This window comes from Leisingera sp. M523 (assembly GCF_025141335.1).
Lineage (GTDB): Bacteria > Pseudomonadota > Alphaproteobacteria > Rhodobacterales > Rhodobacteraceae > Leisingera.
Genome location: NZ_CP081036.1, coordinates 1,488,163 through 1,505,025, shown reverse-complemented (window position 1 = coordinate 1,505,025; position 16,863 = coordinate 1,488,163). Strand labels below are relative to the sequence as shown.

The window sequence follows — 16,863 nt, the reverse complement described above, 5'->3', positions numbered from 1 at the left end:
GAAACGCCGGCAATTACGCCAGAAAAGCAAGAAATGTGAACTAAACCACTTAGTTTAGAATGGACATCTCCTATATCAGGCTTATCACATACGCGCGACTCCCGTTGTGAGCAGGCCCCGCCGTATTCTGGCTATGGCTCATTTTGCACCCGGGACCAGACAAGAAACAGGAAGACCCGATATGCGTATCATTCCGATGCTGACTGCAGTGGCTGTGACGGCCGGACTCTATCTGGTGGTGTTTGAGCGCGACGATCTGATGGCCTTTGCCCGGGGCGAAAATGCTCCGGAGGCAGCCGAGGCCGAAACCGGCACTGATGACGGCCAGGCGCTGACCCAAACCGCAGACACGCGCGTTGGCGTGGTGGCCCTGCAAAGCAAGGCGCGCACCATCGGCAGCGCGGTCATCCTGCGCGGCCAGACCCAGGCGGTCCGTCAGGTCGAAGTCCGGGCCGAGATCACATCGACCGTGATATCCGAACCTCTGCGCAAAGGGTCCCATGTTAAGAAGGGCGACCTTCTGTGCGAGCTGGATCCCGGCACCCGCCCGGCCATGCTGCTGCAGGCGCAGGCCCAACTGAAAGAAGCCCGGATCAATCTGACCGCCTCCTCTAAGCTGTCGCAGGGCGGTTATGCATCGGAAACCCGGCTGGCTTCATCCGAGGCCGCGGAGCGGACGGCGTTGGCTGCCGTGGCCACAGCAGAAAAAGAACTCAGCCATCTGACCATCACCGCGCCGTTTGACGGCCTGCTGGAAAGCGACACCGCCGAGCTGGGCAGCCTGCTGCAGCCCGGCAGCCTGTGCAGCACGGTAATCCAGCTCGACACCATCAAGCTGGTTGGCTACGTGCCCGAGGCCGAAGTGAACAAGGTGACCCTGGGCGCCACGGCGGGCGCCGAACTGGCAACCGGCCAGCAGGTGCAAGGGGAAGTCACCTTCCTCAGCCGCTCTGCCGACCCGAACACCCGCACGTTTGAGGTGGAAATCACCGTGCCCAACCCGGATCTCAGCATCCGGGACGGCCAAACGGCGGATATTGCGATTTCTTCAGCCGGCCGGCTTGCGCATAAGCTGCCGCAATCGGCGCTGACGCTGAACAACGAAGGCAAGCTGGGCGTGCGTGTTGTCGGTTCCGACAGCACCGTGGTATTCTACCCTGTGCAACTGCTCAGGGATGAGGCCGACGGCGTCTGGCTCGGCGGCCTGCCCGAAACTGCGGATGTGATCGTGGTGGGGCAGGATTTTGTGACCGAAGGCGTCGCCGTGGCGGCCACCTACCGGGAGACTGAACAGTGATTGGCATCGTCGATTGGGCTGCCGGCCGTGCCCGGATGGTCCTCGCCTTTATAGCAATCTCGCTGCTTGTCGGCGGCGTCGCCTATTCGATGCTGCCCAAAGAGGGCGAGCCGGATATCGAAATCCCCGCCCTGTTCATCTCGGTCCCCTTCCCCGGCATCTCGGCCGAGGATTCCGAATCCCTGATGGTCAAGGTGATGGAGACCGAGCTGGCCGATCTTGACGGGCTCGATAAGATGACCTCCACCGCCGCCGAAGGCTATGCCGGTGTGGCGCTGGAGTTTGATTTCGGCTGGGACAAGACCGCGATCATGGCCGACGTGCGCGACGCCATGGACAAAGCCGAGGCAGAGTTTCCCGAAGGCGCCGAGAAATACTCGATCACCGAAATCAACTTCTCGGAATTCCCGATTGTCATCGTGAACTTGACCGGCGCGGTGCCGGAACGCACGATGGCGCGCATTGCCAAAGACTTGCAGGACGATCTTGAAGCCTTGGACGCCGTGCTGGAAGCCGGGATCGCCGGCAACCGCGACGAAATGGTCGAGGTGCTGATCGACCCGCTGCGGCTGGAGGCCTATAACGTCACAGCACTTGAGCTGATCAATGTTGTGCAGAACAACAACCAGCTGATTGCGGCAGGTGAAGTGGAAACGGCGCAGGGCACCTTTGCGGTCAAGATCCCCTCCTCGTTCGACGAAGTGAAGGATATCTATCAGCTGCCGGTCAAAACCAACGGCGACCGTGTGGTTACCCTTGGGGAGCTGGCGCAGATCAACTTTACCTTCGAGGACCGGGTCGGCACCGCCCGTTTTAACGGCGGCGACACGGTGGCGCTGCAAGTGGTCAAACGCAAGGGCTACAACGTTATCGACACCGTCAACCTGGTGAAGGAGACCATCAACACGTCCAAGGCCAAATGGCCGCCGGAACTGCAGGCAGCGGTCGAAGTCGGCACCTCCAACGACCAAAGCCGCGTTGTCGGCTCGATGGTCAGCCAGCTTGAAGGCTCGGTTCTGACCGCCGTAGCGCTGGTGATGATCGTTGTTCTGTCCGCGCTTGGCAGCCGTGCAGCGCTGCTGGTCGGCTTTGCGATCCCGACCTCGTTCCTCTTGTGCTTTGCCTTCCTGGCGCTGATGGGCGTCACCATTTCCAACATGGTGATGTTCGGCCTGATCCTGGCCGTGGGCATGCTGGTGGATGGCGCCATTGTCATCGTGGAATATGCCGACAAGCGCATTAAGGAAGGCACCGGCCCGATGCACGCCTATGTCGAGGCGGCGCAGCGGATGTTCTGGCCGGTGGTGTCTTCTACCGCGACCACGCTTTGTGCATTTCTGCCCCTGCTGTTCTGGCCCGGTGTGCCCGGTGAATTCATGGGGATGCTGCCGGTCACGATGATCTTCGTGCTGTCCGCCTCGCTGGTGGTGGCGCTGATCTACCTGCCTGTAATGGGCGGCGTCACCGGCCGCATCAGCCGCACGTTTGAAGGCGCCTCCCGCGCCTTGCGCATGGTCGCGCCCTGGTGGCTGCGCGCCGCTTTGGTGCCGGTGGCCATGTGGGGCATGTTTGCAGGCGCCATGCAGATGCTGAACCCGTCTTACCTGCTGGGCGGCGGGGCCGGCGGATTGGGCGGTGTGCTGTTTGGCGGGCTGGTCTTCACGCTTGCCTCCTTTGCCGCCTCCATCACCCTTAGCGCGGTCAAGATCGAGCGCGAGCAGAAAGAAGTCGTCCCCGGCTACCACCACACACCCTTTGGCCATGTGATCAAATTCATCGCCGGCAACCCGGTAATGCCCATCGTGACCATCGCTGTGGTCGCTTTCTCCATCATGACGGTGTTCAAAACCTTCGGTGAGAACAACCTGGGCGTTGAGTTCTTTGTGGATTCGGAACCGGAGCAAGCCACCGCCTACGTCCGCGCCCGCGGCAACATCTCGTTGCTGGAAAAGGACGAAATGGTCCGCGCCGCCGAAGACATCATCCTGCAGCACCACGCTGTGATCAACGTCTTTTCCTTTGCCGGCGACGGCGGGTTGAACACCGACAGCTCGGGCGCGCAGCTGCCGCCTGATACCATCGGCCAGGTCCAGTTTGAGATCATCCCCTGGGAAGACCGCCCCACCGACAGCGAGCCGCTGGACGGCTGGTTCGGCGGGTTGCTAAGCAAATACCTGGGCTTTGAAAAAGAACTCATTGCCGAGGAATACGACGGCAACACGGTTCTGGATGAGCTGAACGCCGAAATGGTCAAGCTGCCCGGGTTCGAGGTTGAGGTCCGCGCCCTGGCGCAAGGTCCGGCCTCCGGCAAACCAGTGCACCTGCGCCTGCGCGGCGACGGCTGGGACGACCTGACCTCTGCCACCCTGGCCGCACGGGAGCATTTTGAAAACACCCCCGGACTGATCCTGATCGAAGACAGCCTGCCGCTGCCCGGCATTGACTGGCAGATCGACGTCGATGTGACAAAGGCCGGCCGTTACGGCGCCGATGTGGCAACCGTTGGCGCGATGGTGCAGCTTGTGACACGCGGCGTGCTGCTGGGCGACATGCGGATGGACAGCTCGGACGAAGAAATCGACATCCGCGTCCGCCTGCCGGAGCAGGACCGGGTGCTGTCAACGCTCGATAACCTCAAGGTCCGCACTGCCGACGGGCTGGTGCCGCTGTCCAATTTCATCACCCGCCAGCCGGTGCCGAAACTGGCGCAGATCAACCGCATCGGCCAAGAGCGCTACTATGACGTGAAGGCCGACGTGGACGCGGGGCTGAGCAAGGCCGTGATCGAAGATCCGGATACCGGCGAAATGACCCGCTTGGCGCTGCTGAAGGACCTGCCCGAAGGCACGCAGGCAACCGGAGAAACCATCGTCTCGCCCAACGGCAAGACCCTGCAGCTGGTCCAGCTGACGGGTGCCGAAAGCCTTGAGGCGCTGAAGGCAGCATTTGAGGACGGTGCCAGGATCAGCCCGGTAAACCCGAACGAGCGGATCGCCGTCATTACCGAGTGGCTGGAAAGCGACCCGCTGCCGCGCGGTATCAGCTGGGAATGGACCGGCGACCAGGAGGAGCAGGAGGAATCCGGCGCCTTCCTGTCCAAGGCGTTTGCCGGCGCGCTGGCGCTGATGTTCGTGATCCTGCTGGCCCAGTTCAACAGTTTCTACAACGCGGCGCTGGTGCTGCTGGCAGTGGTTCTGTCCACCACCGGCGTGCTGATCGGCATGATGGTGATGCAACAGCCGTTCTCGATCATCATGACCGGCACCGGCATCGTGGCGCTGGCGGGGATTGTGGTGAACAACAACATCGTGCTGATCGACACCTACCAGGAGTTCAGCCAGCAGATGCCGCGTATCGAGGCGATCATCCGCACCGCCGAGGCACGTATCCGCCCGGTGCTGCTGACCACTATCACCACGATGGCCGGCCTCACCCCGATGATGTTCGGCGTCAGCCTGGACTTCATCAACGGCGGCTACTCGATCGACAGCCCCACCGCGCTGTGGTGGAAACAGCTGGCAACCGCTGTGGTATTCGGCCTGGGCATCGCCACAGTGCTGACCTTGGTGGTCACCCCCTCGCTGCTGGCCATCCGGGTGTGGTTCGCCACCTACATGGGCGCCTTGGGCCGGGCGCTGTCGCGGATCACCCGCGGCCGCTCCAGCCGCATCGCGCAGGACTCACGCCTGTTCAAAAAGGCGCGCCAGCTGCCGACGACGGAAATCCAGTGGGTCGAAAGCGAAGCCCCCGAATCAGTTGAAGCCCCAGCGGAGGAGGGAGAACCCGAACCGCCCGCACCGCAGGGCCGCCTGCGCGCAGCCGAATAACCGGCCACAAAAAAGCCCCGCTCCGGCGGGGCTTTTCTTTGCAGCAGCCGGAGCGCGCCCAGCCGTTGCCCGGATCAGTCGGTAAAGGTGTATTCACCCAGATCACACAGATCGAGACCAAAGTCTTCTGCTTCGGATCCATCGTCAAAGCTGCCGCGGATGTCGTAGACGCAGGTGGTTGCGCCATCGGCAATCACCACACCGATCTCATAACCTGGCGCCAGATAGCCGCCATCCATCAGATTGTCTTCCCAATTGCTGGAAGACGCCGGGGATACATTGAATTCAACCAAATCGGCGCTGCTGTCATTGATCAGCAGGAATTCCAGGTCTTCGGCAAAGGCCGGAGCCTGAAAGGCCAGGAGGGCAGCCGCTGCGGCGGCAGGTAGAAGGGTCTTCATCTGATTGTCCTTTCGATCAGGTCAGCCGGCGCCCGTGCCGCTGATCCCGGAATGGCAGCACTTTAGGTACGTCGCTTTGCCGGTCAATGGGGAAAGCTGCTTACGGCTTCCCCAGCGTAAACTTCCGCCTGGCAAGACCCCGGCGCTGTTCACGGTTCCGCAGGAAAGTTATGCATATTCTGCCGGTAAACGAGGATAAGTCCCGGAAAGCAGCACATGGCACGGCAACTTGATCTCCGCAAAGGGTTCGCCTGGGCCGCGGCCCTGTTGTTTCTCACCGCCGGTACCTATCCCGGACAACCGGATGCACGCGGGCTGCAGCCATCCGCTGTCATAACTCCGGACGGCAAGGAGGCCCGCTCGACAGCGCTGATCATCACCGGCGCCGAAGGCTGGAACAATGAGCTGGCCGCCCGGGCGCAGCGCCTGTCGGACATGCATACCCTGGTTATCGGCGTGGACGGGCGGGCGCTGCTGTCGCAGGCCGGCGGGGATTGTGCTGCCGCCGCACCGCTTTTGTCCGGCCTCGCCCGCCGCACCCAGCAGCAGCAGGGCGCCCTGGCCCGCACGCCGGTTCTGTCCGGCTATGGCGAGGGCGCGGCCATCGCCCTCCACGCCGCCGGCGCCGCGCCCAACAGCTTCAAGGGGCTGGTCACCGTGCACTTCGACGCGTCCCCTGTGCTCTGCGCAGGCAACGCGCTGACAGACGCGCAGGCGGGAAAGGCCCCGGTGCGATGGCTGGACATCGCGCAGCCGGGAACCGTCTCCGCCGCCAACGGCATTGCCGGCGCCACCGTGGTCGATCCGGAATCCGACCCGCGCCGCGCGTTTTATCAAAGCTACCTGCGCCTTGCGGGCACCGATCACGCTTTTGACACCCAGACCGCCGCCGCAGGTTCCGGCCTGGACGGTCTGCCTCTTACTATTCACCAGGATGCGGATGCGCCTGCCAGCGGCACCTACGCCATCTTTCTGTCCGGCGACGGCGGCTGGGCCAATTTTGACGAGCAGGTGTCCGACCGGCTGGCAGCACGGGGCATTCCGGTGGCCGGCATCTCCAGCCTGCGTTACATGTGGCAGGAAAAACGCCCGGACCAGATCGCCGCGGATCTTGTCCGCATAGACGCACATTTCCGCACTGTATTCGGGCGGGACAAGGTGCTGCTGCTGGGGTTCTCGCTTGGCGCCAACACCCTGCCCTTCGCCGCCGTTGAGCTGCCGGAGCGTTTTCGGGCACGGCTGGCAGGTGTCGGCCTGATTGCACCGGAGACGCACACCGGATTTGAAATCGTCGTTGGCGGGTGGCTGGGCCGGAAGACCGGCTCGGTTGAGGTGGCCCCGGCCATTGACGCCTTGGCCGCCAGCCTGCCGCCCGAACGGATTTTATGCCTGTATGGCCGCAAAGAGACCGTCAGCGCCTGCCCGGTTTCCAGCTTGCCAGGACCGCAGCAGGTGGTTTTTGAGGGCGGCCACCATCTAGGCAATGACCACGCCCGCATCGTTCGCACCCTTTCAGCACTTGCCGGAACTGCCAATTAGGCGGCGGATTGGCCCGATCTGCTGCGGTTTAACCAATGGAGCAGTTGCAGCCAGGCTCCCATCAGAAAGCGTCTGCTCAGCTGCAGAAATTCCGCCCCTCCCGCAGTTCACAAAATGTTATTTCTTACATGTCAGAGATGCATCTAAGTGTACTGCATCCCTCTTTGCGTGTTTTTTTGTTGAGGAAATGAAATGTCATTACGATCGCAAATCCTGGCACTTATCGCTATCCCATTCATCGCGCTCGCCGGTATCGGAAGCTTTAAGGCTCTGTCGGATTGGGACCGCTACCAAAGTGCGCAATCCTCGCGGGCACAGACCAGCGAATCCGTTGCATTGATGAAAGTCATCCACTTCCTGCAGGTTGAGCGCGGCCTGTCCGCAGTTTATCTGTCCTCGGGCAACCGATCGGGTGCAGCCGATCTGAACAGCACCAGAGCCGAGGTGGACGGGGCGGCGCAAAATGTGCCGCAGACAGCAGCCTCCACGCTGAAGAACCTGGAGCAGCTTGCCGCGCTGCGTGACTCCGTCACCGCTCAAACATTGACACCAGGTCAGATGGGTGCCCGCTATTCCGCAATGATTGCCAGCCTTTTACGGGATACCAGCGCACAGCTGCTGCAAATGAAGAACGCAGAAGTGGTGCAATACAGCGCCGGCCTGGTCAGCCTGGCCTACGCCAAGGAAGCTGCAGGCCAGCAGCGGGCTGCGGGGGCATCCGGCTTTGGCAAGGGCAGTTTCAACTCGAACATCTACCGCTGGTTCACCGGAACCGCAGCCGTGGAGAAACAGCTTCTCGACATCGCAGGCCTTGCCTTTGACGGGTTGATGCCGGAGCTGGGTATCCGTGGGGGCCTGGAGGCAACCGGGCTGCCCGGCATCCGCGCCGAAGTTCTGGATGCAGGCCCGGGCAACCCGGCACCGGGGTATACGTCGCAAAACTGGTTTGACCGGGCAACCCGCTGGGTCAGCTCTCTCAGGGATGTGGAAAACACTGTCACCGGTGCAATGATTGCCCTCACGGTCGAGGAAGCAAGCAATGCCCGCCAGGCAATGATCCTCACCCTGGTTGCGGTCGCCGTGTCGCTGGTTGTCAGCGGCACCATCGGTCTGCGCCTGATCATGACTTTCACCAGGCAGTTCGGCGCCCTTCAGGCAGACCTTGACAGACTCTCCCGCAAGGAATTCGATTTTGAGCCGGCGTATCTGCAGTCCAACACCGAAGTCGGCAAGCTCAGCCGGGCAATGGAACAAACCCGTGCTGCGCTGGCAGAAGCTGAAGACAAGCTCGCCTCCATCGAGGCCAGCCGCATCGCCGATCGCGGAGCCGTCGTCGGCAAACTTGAAGAAAACCTCGCCCGCCTCTCCAACCGTGATCTCGAATGCACCATCGTCGAGGTGTTCCCGGAAGAATATGATCAGCTGCGCCAAAGCTTCAACACAACAGTCGCCACGCTGAAGGAAACCATCACACAGGTGATCTCGGCCACCAGCAGCATCCACAACGGCGCAACCGAAATCAGCACCGCCTCGGACGACTTGTCGAACCGCACAGAAAGCCAGGCCGCCACGCTGGAAGAAACCGCCGCTGCGCTGGAACAGCTGACGTCTTCGGTTAAATCCTCAGCCGAGGGTGCCCGCGACGTCGAGCACACCATGCAGGAAGCCCGCGAGGAAGCCGAAGGCAGCAGCGAAGTGGTGCGAAACGCGGTTGCCGCAATGAACGAGATCGAGCAGTCTTCGGCCAAAATCTCACAGATCATCTCGGTCATCGACGATATCGCTTTCCAGACCAATCTTCTGGCCCTGAATGCAGGTGTCGAGGCTGCCCGAGCCGGGGAAGCCGGCAAGGGTTTTGCCGTTGTCGCCTCCGAAGTCCGGGCTTTGGCGCAGCGCTCTGCTGATGCGGCAACCGAGATCAAGACGCTGATCGGCGACAGCTCCAAACATGTGAAACAAGGGGTCGATCTGGTTGGGGAAACCGGCGAGGCGCTGACCAGCATTGTGGGCCGCGTCAACACTGTCTCGGAACTGGTGTCCAACATTGCCGAAGGCGCTGCCGAGCAGTCAACCGGCCTGAGCGAGATCAACACCGGCGTCAGCCAGCTGGATCAAGTCACCCAGCAAAATGCCGCCATGGTCGAAGAAGCCACCGCTGCCGGCCATATGCTGCACACCGATGCGGGTAAGCTGGCAGAGGTTGTGGCTCAATTCAAAATTGCCGGGCTGGCCGCCCCGGCCGCGCGCAGCACATCCGCAGACACAGCGCCGGCAGGTCCCAGCGCACATGGTGAAGATATCGAATTCGATTCAGCAATTCCGATGCCTGCCAAAGCAGCAAACGCAGGCTGGGACGATTTCTAAGCCCGGTTTTATACTGCACAAAGCAGGAAAGGCCGGTTGCTGAACCGGCCTTTTTCCGTGAGCGATTTGCGTTTGCTGTCCTTTCCGCGGCTTATCGTCAGGCCGTGTCCTTTTCCGCCTGCTGGCGCTGCCACAGCCGGGCATAGCGGCCATCCTGCGCCAGCAGTTCGTCGTGCGTGCCGGTCTCGGAAATTTCTCCCTGTTCCAGCACCACAATCCGGTCCGCTTCGGCGATGGTTGACAGGCGGTGCGCGATGGTAATCACGGTGCGCCCCTGCCCGGCCCGCGCCAGCGCTTCCTTGATCTCCTGCTCGGTGTCGGTGTCCAGCGCCGAGGTTGCCTCGTCCAGTAGCAGCACCGGCGGGTTCTTCAGCAATGTGCGGGCAATGCCAACCCGCTGCTTTTCGCCGCCCGACAGTTTCAGTCCGCGCTCACCGACCTGGGTGCCGTAGCCCTCTGGCAGGGCTGCGATGAAGTCATGGATTTGCGCGTCGCGCGCCGCTTGCTCCACGTCGGCCTGAGTGGCCCCATCGCGGCCATAGGCGATGTTGTAACGGATCGTGTCGTTGAACAGCACGGTGTCCTGCGGCACCACACCAATCGCGTGGTGCAGGCTTTTCTGGCTCACGTCGCGCACGTCCTGCCCGTCGATCTTCAGCGCACCGCCGGTGACGTCGTAAAAGCGGAACAGCAGCCGTCCGATGGTCGATTTCCCTGATCCGGTAGAGCCGACAATCGCCACCGTCTGTCCAGGCTCTGCCTCCAGCGAGACACCTTTCAGGATCTCGCGTCCGGCATCATAGGAAAACCGCACATCCTCCAGCGTGATCCGGCCGCCATTGACCTGCAGCTCGCCAGCCCCCGGCCGGTCGCTTACATCGGCGGGCTGCTCCAGAAGATCGAACATCTCGCCCATGTCCACCAGGCTTTGGCGGATTTCGCGGTAAACTGTGCCCAGGAAGTTCAGCGGCACGGTGATCTGGATCATGTAGGCGTTGACCATGACAAAATCGCCGACCGTCAGCGCCCCCCGCTCCACCCCGATCGCGGCCATCACCATGACCCCGATAAGGCCCGCAGTAATAATCATACTCTGGCCGAAATTCAGAGCTGCCAGCGAATAGGCTGTTTTCAGCGCCGCCTGCGCATAGCCCCGCATCGCCCCGTCATAACGCGCCGCCTCGCGTTCCTCGGCAACGAAATATTTGACCGTCTCGTAGTTCAGCAGGCTGTCGATTGCCTTTTGATTGGCGTCGGTGTCCTGCTTGTTCATCTCGCGGCGCAGCTTCACCCGCCATTCGGTCACCGCAAAAGTGAACCAGACATAAAGCGTGATGGTCCCGGCCACGGCTGCCAGATACCAGGCGTCAAACAACACCGTCAGGATCACCGCCACCAGCGTCAGCTCCAGGATCAGCGGTCCGATGGAAAACAGCATGAACCGCAGCAGGAATTCGACGCCCTTCACCCCGCGCTCGATGATCCGGCTGAGCCCCCCGGTCTTGCGGGTGATGTGATAGCGCATCGACAGGCGGTGGATATGGGTAAAGGTCTCCAGCGCCAAACGCCGCAGGGCACGCTGCCCGACCGGGGCAAAGATTGCATCGCGCAGCTGCTGAAAGCCAGTGGTCAGGACCCGCGACATGCCATAGGCCACCGTCAGCCCGACGGCGCCCAAAGCCAGCGGCGGCACGCCCTCCCCGGCGAGGCTGTCGACCGCGTCCTTGTACAGCATCGGCGTATAGACCGCGATCAGCTTGGCCAGGACCAGCACCGCAAGTGCCAGCACCACCCGGACCTTCACAGCGCGGTTATCCTTGGGCCACAGATACGGCCCCACCCTGCGTAAGGTGCGCAGGCCGGAGCGGCGTTCGTCTTCGGCGGTTTCGGCTTGCAGCGGCACGGCGGCCTGGTCTGTCTGGGTCATGGCGGTTCCTGGCTTGACCCCTTCAGATATTCACCTGTTCACGGATTTGCGAGGGGCGGACAGGAAAAACGCGCCGCAGGGGCGCGGTTCTTTGGTGTTACTCTGGAACAGTAAAGACTTGCCCCGGATAAATCAGGTCGGGATTGCGGATCGCGCCGCGGTTGGCCTCAAAAACCCGGACATACAGAAAACCGCTGCCGTATTTCTGCTGCGAAATCGCCCAAAGCGTATCGCCCTTCTGCACTGTAACCGCCTGAATCAATGGCACTGGCTGATCCGGCGTTGCGTCGCCGCCCGGTTGCGGCAGTGTTTCGGGCGCTTCGCGTTTGAACGGGGTTTCCAGACGGCTGACCACCGCACCACTTGCCGGTTCGACCTCGTCCAGGCGCAGGGTGTAAATGCCTGGCGCCACATCCTCCAGCCGGCCGCTCCAGCGCCCGTCTGCCGCGGCACCCAGCTCGGCCACCGGCCGGTTGTCAACATAGACCCGCACCTGTGATTGCGGCTGCGCCCGTCCCGACAGCTCAACCCCGCCGCTGCCGTTGTAGCTGATTGAATCCAATGCCACTTCGTCGCTCAATTCCGGATCGGCAGGAATTGCCGGCTGCACCACCTCGATGCCATCCGCATCCGCCCTCAGAACGGCCACGGTCTGGCCCTGCGGTTGCGGCGCCTCGGGTTCGCCGGCTGGCACAACCTTTGCTGCAGTAGCCGATGCCTCAGCTCCGGACGCTTCTGCTGACTGCCCCGTGCCCGCTACAGTGTTGCCTGCACCCGGCGTTCCTGCAACCGAGGCTTCGGCAGCAGTCTGCTGCGCGTCACCCTCCGCTGCAAGGTCCAGGGCCGCAACCTGTTCCTGAGTTTGCGCGGTGACGTCAGATTCCGCAGCCTCTGCCTGTGCAGCTCCGGTTTCTGCAGACTGCGCCGTCTGGGCGGCTGCATCCGCCATTTCAACGGGCGCAACCGGACCCGCCGGCGCCAGGATAAACGACGCCCCCGAGGCGTTTGTCTGCCCGTCATGTTCGGCCAGAAGCGACACCACCCTTGCATCACCACTTGGCGCAATCGTGGTCAGAGAGACGAATTCACCGCCCGCCGGCACTTCCAGCTGCTCCAGCACTTCGCCGTCCAGCAAGACCGAAACACGCACCCCCGCCTGCGCGCGCCCTGCAATCACTGCTGCACCCTCAGTATCGACCCGCACCAGATCCAGTTCGGGGGCCTCTAGAACAAAAACACCGTCCTCGGCATCTGGCGCCTGCGGTGCCGCTTGACCGGCGTCCGGCGCATCAACCGCAGGTTCGGCCAAGGCGATCTGTTCCGGCTGCGCCTTTGCCCCGGCAGTTTGTTCTGGTGGAATTTCAGTTTCAGCCTCAGCAGTTACCAGCTGCTCTTCAAATTGCGCCGGGCTGTCAGCAGCCGCTGTTTCAGCAGATCCTGCTACAGCGGCGGCCTCCGGCATTGGTTCCGGGTCCGCAGCCGTCGCGGCTGCTGACGGGGTGCCAGGTTCAGCCTCATCACCTGAGGCGTCAGGAGCCGCAATTGCAGTTTCAGTTTCCGCACTTTCAGCTTCGGTCCATGGCCGGTTCTGCAGCGGCTGGCCGGATTCATCTCCATCCCCCGTGAATGCGGCGCCGCCATTTGCAGCCTGGCCGCCCGCCTGCCCGTCCGGCGTCCCGCTGCCTGGCTGGCCGCTGCCGAACACCCCAAGCTGGAACAGCACCACGCCGCCCAGCACCACGGCCACGCCGGCAATACCGCCAATTGTGAGGGCCCCCAGGCCCCCGCTTCCAGATGCTTCCGCCATTTCGATCCCTTCGGCATTTGCGGAATGTTACCTTCCGCTTAGTTGAGCAAACCTACCAATCCCGCTATCACGGGTCAAAACACCAATTGCGTTTCACTTTGAAATTCCACGGAAAGGCTGGCCGATGAGCATCAAATCCGTCTGTGTCTATTGCGGCTCCCGTGCCGGAGCGCTGCCCGCTTATACCCAAGCCGCACAGGATCTTGGCACTGCACTCGCTGCAAACGGGATGCGGCTGGTCTATGGCGCCGGCGATGTCGGACTGATGGGAGAGGTCGCCCGCGCCGCCCAGGCCGCGGGCGGCGAAACCTTTGGCGTGATCCCCGGCCACCTGGAAAAGCGCGAAGTCGGCAAATCCGATCTCAGCATCTATGTCGTCACCGAGACCATGCATGAACGCAAAAAGGTCATGCTGTGGAACGCCGATGCGGTGGTGGTGCTGCCCGGCGGCGCCGGCTCGCTGGATGAGCTGTTCGAGGCGCTCACCTGGCGCCAGCTGGGCCTGCACGGCAAGCCCATCGTGATTCTGAACACCGCTGGTTACTGGGACAAGCTGCGCGACCTGCTGGACCATATCGTCAGCCAGGGCTTTGCCGGTCAGGACACCGCCGATTATCTGGCCTGGGCTGACACCCCGGTCGCGGCCATTGCCGCCCTGCGCGACGCACGTTCCTGACGCAGGGCCGAGAACGAGAACACCGCAACCGCGCTCCAGATCAGCGCAAAGGCGGCGCTGTGCCAGGGGGTGAATGGCTCGGCAAAGACCAGCACTGCTACCAGGAACTGCAGTGTCGGGTTCAGGTACTGCAACACACCCACCGTACCCAGCCGCACCCGTTTGGCGGCATAGCTGAACAGGATCAGCGGCAGCCCGGTCAGGATGCCGGAAAACGCCAGCATCACAGCGGTCAAAGTGCCGTCCAGAAAACCCGCGCCGCCGGTGAACCAGATCACCGCCAGCGCCACCGGCAGGATCAGCAGCACTTCGGCGGTGACAGACACCACCGGACCTAATGGAATCTGTTTCTTCGCAACGCCATAAAGGGCAAAGCTAACCGCCAGCACCAGCGGAATCAGGGGCGCTGCGCCCAGCCCGAAGGACAGCACCGCAACCGCCAGTGCCGCCAGCCCGACTGCCGCGACCTGCGCCCGGGTCAGCTGCTCACCGAAGACCAGCCGCCCCAGAAGTACGCTCAGCAACGGAAAGATATAATACCCCAGGCTCGCCTCGGTGGCATAACCGGTCTGCACTGAAGAGATGAACACAAACCAGTTGAGCGAGATCATCGCTGTTGCGAGAACCAGAAACAATGTGCTTCGCCTGCTGGTGAAAGCTGCCGTAAAGGTGCCGATCCGGCCCTGAAACAGCAGCACGCCGGCAAAAAACAGAAACGACCACAAAGCCCGGTGCGACAGCACCTGTTCCGGCGGCACATGCGACAAAGCATTGTAGTAGATCCCCGACAGCCCCCAGACCACGCAGGCCGAGACCATTGCCAGTATGCCCTTGGCTGCCTCTGTCATCACCGTTCCCCCCGTTCCGGCGGGCCGTGCGCAATACGCGCCAGCCGCCGGTCCAAACAAGAAACGCCCGGTCGGGTGACCGGGCGCTCCAGAATTCATGCCGCTCAGGACTTACATCCGCGAGGCGACGTTTTCCCAGTTCACCAGATTGTCCAGGAAGTTGGTCAGGTAAGCCGGACGCTTGTTGCGGAAATCGATGTAATAGGAGTGTTCCCACACATCGCAGCCCAACAGTGCGGTCTGGTTGAAGCACAGCGGGTTGACGCCGTTTTCGGTTTTGGTCACTGCCAGCGACCCGTCGGCGTTCTTAACCAGCCAGGCCCAGCCGGAACCGAACTGACCGGCGCCTGCTGCAGAGAACTGCGACTTGAACTCGTCAACCGAGCCGAACGACTCGACCAGCGCCTTTTCCAGCTCGCCCGGCATTGCGCTGGCGCCCGGGCCCATCATTTCCCAGAACTGGTTGTGGTTCCACAGCTGCGAAATGTTGTTGAAGATACCGTTTTGGGCAACGGAACCGGCGTCATAAGTGCCTTTGATGATCTCCTCCAGCGACTTGCCGTCCCACTCGGTGCCGGCGATCAGCTTGTTGCCGTTATCGACATAGGCCTTGTGGTGCAGGTCGTGGTGGTATTCCAGGGTCTCGGCCGACATGCCTTTGGCAGCCAGGGCGTCGTGTGCATAAGGAAGATCGGGAAGTTCAAAAGCCATTTGGGCCCCCTGTGAAAAAAGTTTGCGTTCCTGCGCAGATACATGCTGTGCGCGCGCTATCAGGTCAAGAGCCAAGGCCCCATTTCCGCGCAAGGTCTATGTGCAGATTTCAACCTGACCGGCATCCGGCGCTGGCCATAAGGAGATTCAGCTCCATTGCGCGCACGGCCATCACGTTCATCGTCGAACCGGGGTTCTGCCCTTCTAAGCCCGAAACCCCGGCGGACCAATCCCACGGAATCCGGACCTCCTCTACTGGAAGGCGCCAGGCTGCAATGAATAACCGGGGCGGATCTGCAAGGTTAACCTTTTTTGACCTTGCACTTGCCCCTGCCGCGCGGTTCGTTGCCGAACTCGGAGAGTAACGCACGCACCGACAACGTGTTGTTTTTCTTGTTCAGAATGCCTGAATATTGTGCCTTTGCGGTCGTATTGACATTCCCCACTGGAATACCTTCCACACGCCAATTCAGGAACAGCGACTTTTCGTCCCGCGGCTTCACTTCAGCAGATTGAGGTTCGCCGTACACTGTATGAATGATCCCGTCATAAACCTGCGCTGTCTGCTCCAGATTGTCGACAACGACTATGACCCTTGGGGGAATCCAGCCCTTATTTGTAAACGACTTGACCTCGCAATCATACGTGGTCGAGCCCTTATCTCCCGCTGCTGCGGAGGACGCTGCTGTCAACACAATGGATGCAGCCAATAGATATTGTTTCATTCAGATGGGTCCATTTTTGATGCAGCGCAGTGATGCAGGGATACCAGCTTCGATGCAATGGCAATCTGCAGTTGCACCGCCAGAACAGATAACCCCGCCAAGTCAGTACACGCGTTTAGTTCCAACCGATGTGGTTCTGGGCCAGCAGCGACAAAGACGGCTCCCGGCGGCACGTTCCGGAACCGCGAGGCGGCTGCTCTGTGCTGCCGGGGCGGATTGATTGAATGCTCATCTTCAGGTTTGCGGTGTTCAGCACAGCCCTGAAGCGCGGCTTTGCCTGCCCGCTGTCCGTCAGCACAGCAAGCCCGGGCAATGACCAGCTGATCGCATAAGATGTCTCGCTGCGCTGCGAAACCTTAGCGGCAACAGACACACCAAACGCCGCATCAGTGACCTTTGCAGTGGTGAGATCATCGGAAAAATGCACGGTAATCCGGCCGGGAACCCAAGTAACGCCGGAAATCGGTTTCAGATTGCAGCGAAAGCTTGTTTCGGCCACTGCCCCGCCCCCGGACAGTGAAATAGCCAGTGCTAAAATACCGCATGCCGGCAGACCCATCAGCCGCTCCCTGAAACATCGTCACAAAACCTACCCCCACTAGAAAGAAAGGGTATCAAATCAAACAGTTGCAATCGTAAAAATGTAAACTTCCAGGGACGTGAAAAACAAAAAAAGATGCCCTGGAAGGTCTCCAGGGCACCGTAAATGACGCGTGATGGCGTCACAAGCAAAAAGCGAGT

General features: G+C 61.6%; 12 protein-coding genes. 5 read left to right on the top strand and 7 right to left on the bottom strand.

The window, feature by feature from the left end:
* The first annotated feature begins 181 nt into the window (after window positions 1-181).
* The gene (locus K3557_RS07445) at window positions 182-1,297 is read left to right on the top strand and encodes an efflux RND transporter periplasmic adaptor subunit (RefSeq protein ID WP_259998847.1); all 1,116 of its coding nucleotides are present in this window, start codon (window positions 182-184) and stop codon (window positions 1,295-1,297) included.
* Window positions 1,294-5,124 (top strand): efflux RND transporter permease subunit, encoded by a 3,831-nt coding sequence (locus K3557_RS07440; protein ID WP_259998845.1) that lies wholly within the window; start codon window positions 1,294-1,296, stop codon window positions 5,122-5,124. The genes K3557_RS07445 and K3557_RS07440 overlap by 4 nt, the downstream gene beginning before the upstream one ends.
* 74 nt (window positions 5,125-5,198) lie before the next feature.
* On the opposite strand, the gene K3557_RS07435 is transcribed toward K3557_RS07440, so the two are convergent.
* Window positions 5,199-5,525 carry a hypothetical protein gene (locus K3557_RS07435; protein WP_259991801.1) on the bottom strand — a complete coding sequence of 109 codons (327 nt, stop codon included), beginning with the start codon at window positions 5,523-5,525 and terminating at the stop codon, window positions 5,199-5,201.
* Window positions 5,526-5,741: 216 nt separating this feature from the next.
* Between K3557_RS07435 and K3557_RS07430 the strand changes: the two genes are divergently transcribed.
* Both K3557_RS07430 and K3557_RS07425 read left to right on the top strand, forming a co-directional pair.
* Window positions 5,742-7,064, top strand: coding sequence for an AcvB/VirJ family lysyl-phosphatidylglycerol hydrolase (locus K3557_RS07430; protein ID WP_259998843.1), 1,323 nt, complete (start codon window positions 5,742-5,744; stop codon window positions 7,062-7,064).
* A gap of 192 nt (window positions 7,065-7,256) precedes the next feature.
* Window positions 7,257-9,428 (top strand): methyl-accepting chemotaxis protein, encoded by a 2,172-nt coding sequence (locus tag K3557_RS07425; protein WP_259998841.1) that lies wholly within the window; start codon window positions 7,257-7,259, stop codon window positions 9,426-9,428.
* Window positions 9,429-9,525: 97 nt separating this feature from the next.
* Here the strand turns inward: K3557_RS07425 and K3557_RS07420 are convergent, their stop codons facing one another.
* A complete protein-coding gene (locus K3557_RS07420) occupies window positions 9,526-11,355 on the bottom strand; it encodes an ABC transporter ATP-binding protein/permease (RefSeq protein ID WP_259998839.1) in 1,830 nt (609 codons plus the stop codon).
* Between the two features lie 97 nt (window positions 11,356-11,452).
* Window positions 11,453-13,162 carry a LysM peptidoglycan-binding domain-containing protein gene (locus K3557_RS07415; RefSeq protein ID WP_259998836.1) on the bottom strand — a complete coding sequence of 570 codons (1,710 nt, stop codon included), beginning with the start codon at window positions 13,160-13,162 and terminating at the stop codon, window positions 11,453-11,455.
* Window positions 13,163-13,286: 124 nt separating this feature from the next.
* Here K3557_RS07415 and K3557_RS07410 point away from each other — a divergent pair, with 124 nt between their 5' ends.
* Window positions 13,287-13,838: a TIGR00730 family Rossman fold protein gene (locus K3557_RS07410; protein ID WP_259998834.1), complete on the top strand. Its 552-nt coding sequence runs from the start codon at window positions 13,287-13,289 to the stop codon at window positions 13,836-13,838.
* On the opposite strand, the gene rarD is transcribed toward K3557_RS07410, so the two are convergent.
* The 4 genes from rarD to K3557_RS07390 form a co-directional block, all read right to left on the bottom strand.
* The gene (gene rarD, locus K3557_RS07405) at window positions 13,775-14,686 is read right to left on the bottom strand and encodes an EamA family transporter RarD (protein ID WP_259998832.1); all 912 of its coding nucleotides are present in this window, start codon (window positions 14,684-14,686) and stop codon (window positions 13,775-13,777) included. The genes K3557_RS07410 and rarD overlap by 64 nt on opposite strands.
* Before the next feature lie 111 nt (window positions 14,687-14,797).
* The gene (locus K3557_RS07400; protein WP_129371089.1) at window positions 14,798-15,397 is read right to left on the bottom strand and encodes a superoxide dismutase; all 600 of its coding nucleotides are present in this window, start codon (window positions 15,395-15,397) and stop codon (window positions 14,798-14,800) included.
* A 302-nt stretch (window positions 15,398-15,699) separates the two neighbouring features.
* On the bottom strand, window positions 15,700-16,122 hold the full coding sequence (locus K3557_RS07395) for a hypothetical protein (RefSeq protein ID WP_259998830.1): 423 nt from the start codon (window positions 16,120-16,122) through the stop codon (window positions 15,700-15,702).
* Between the two features lie 115 nt (window positions 16,123-16,237).
* Complete coding sequence (locus K3557_RS07390) at window positions 16,238-16,621, bottom strand: hypothetical protein (protein WP_259998829.1); 384 nt, start codon at window positions 16,619-16,621, stop codon at window positions 16,238-16,240.
* Between the last annotated feature and the right edge of the window lie 242 nt (window positions 16,622-16,863).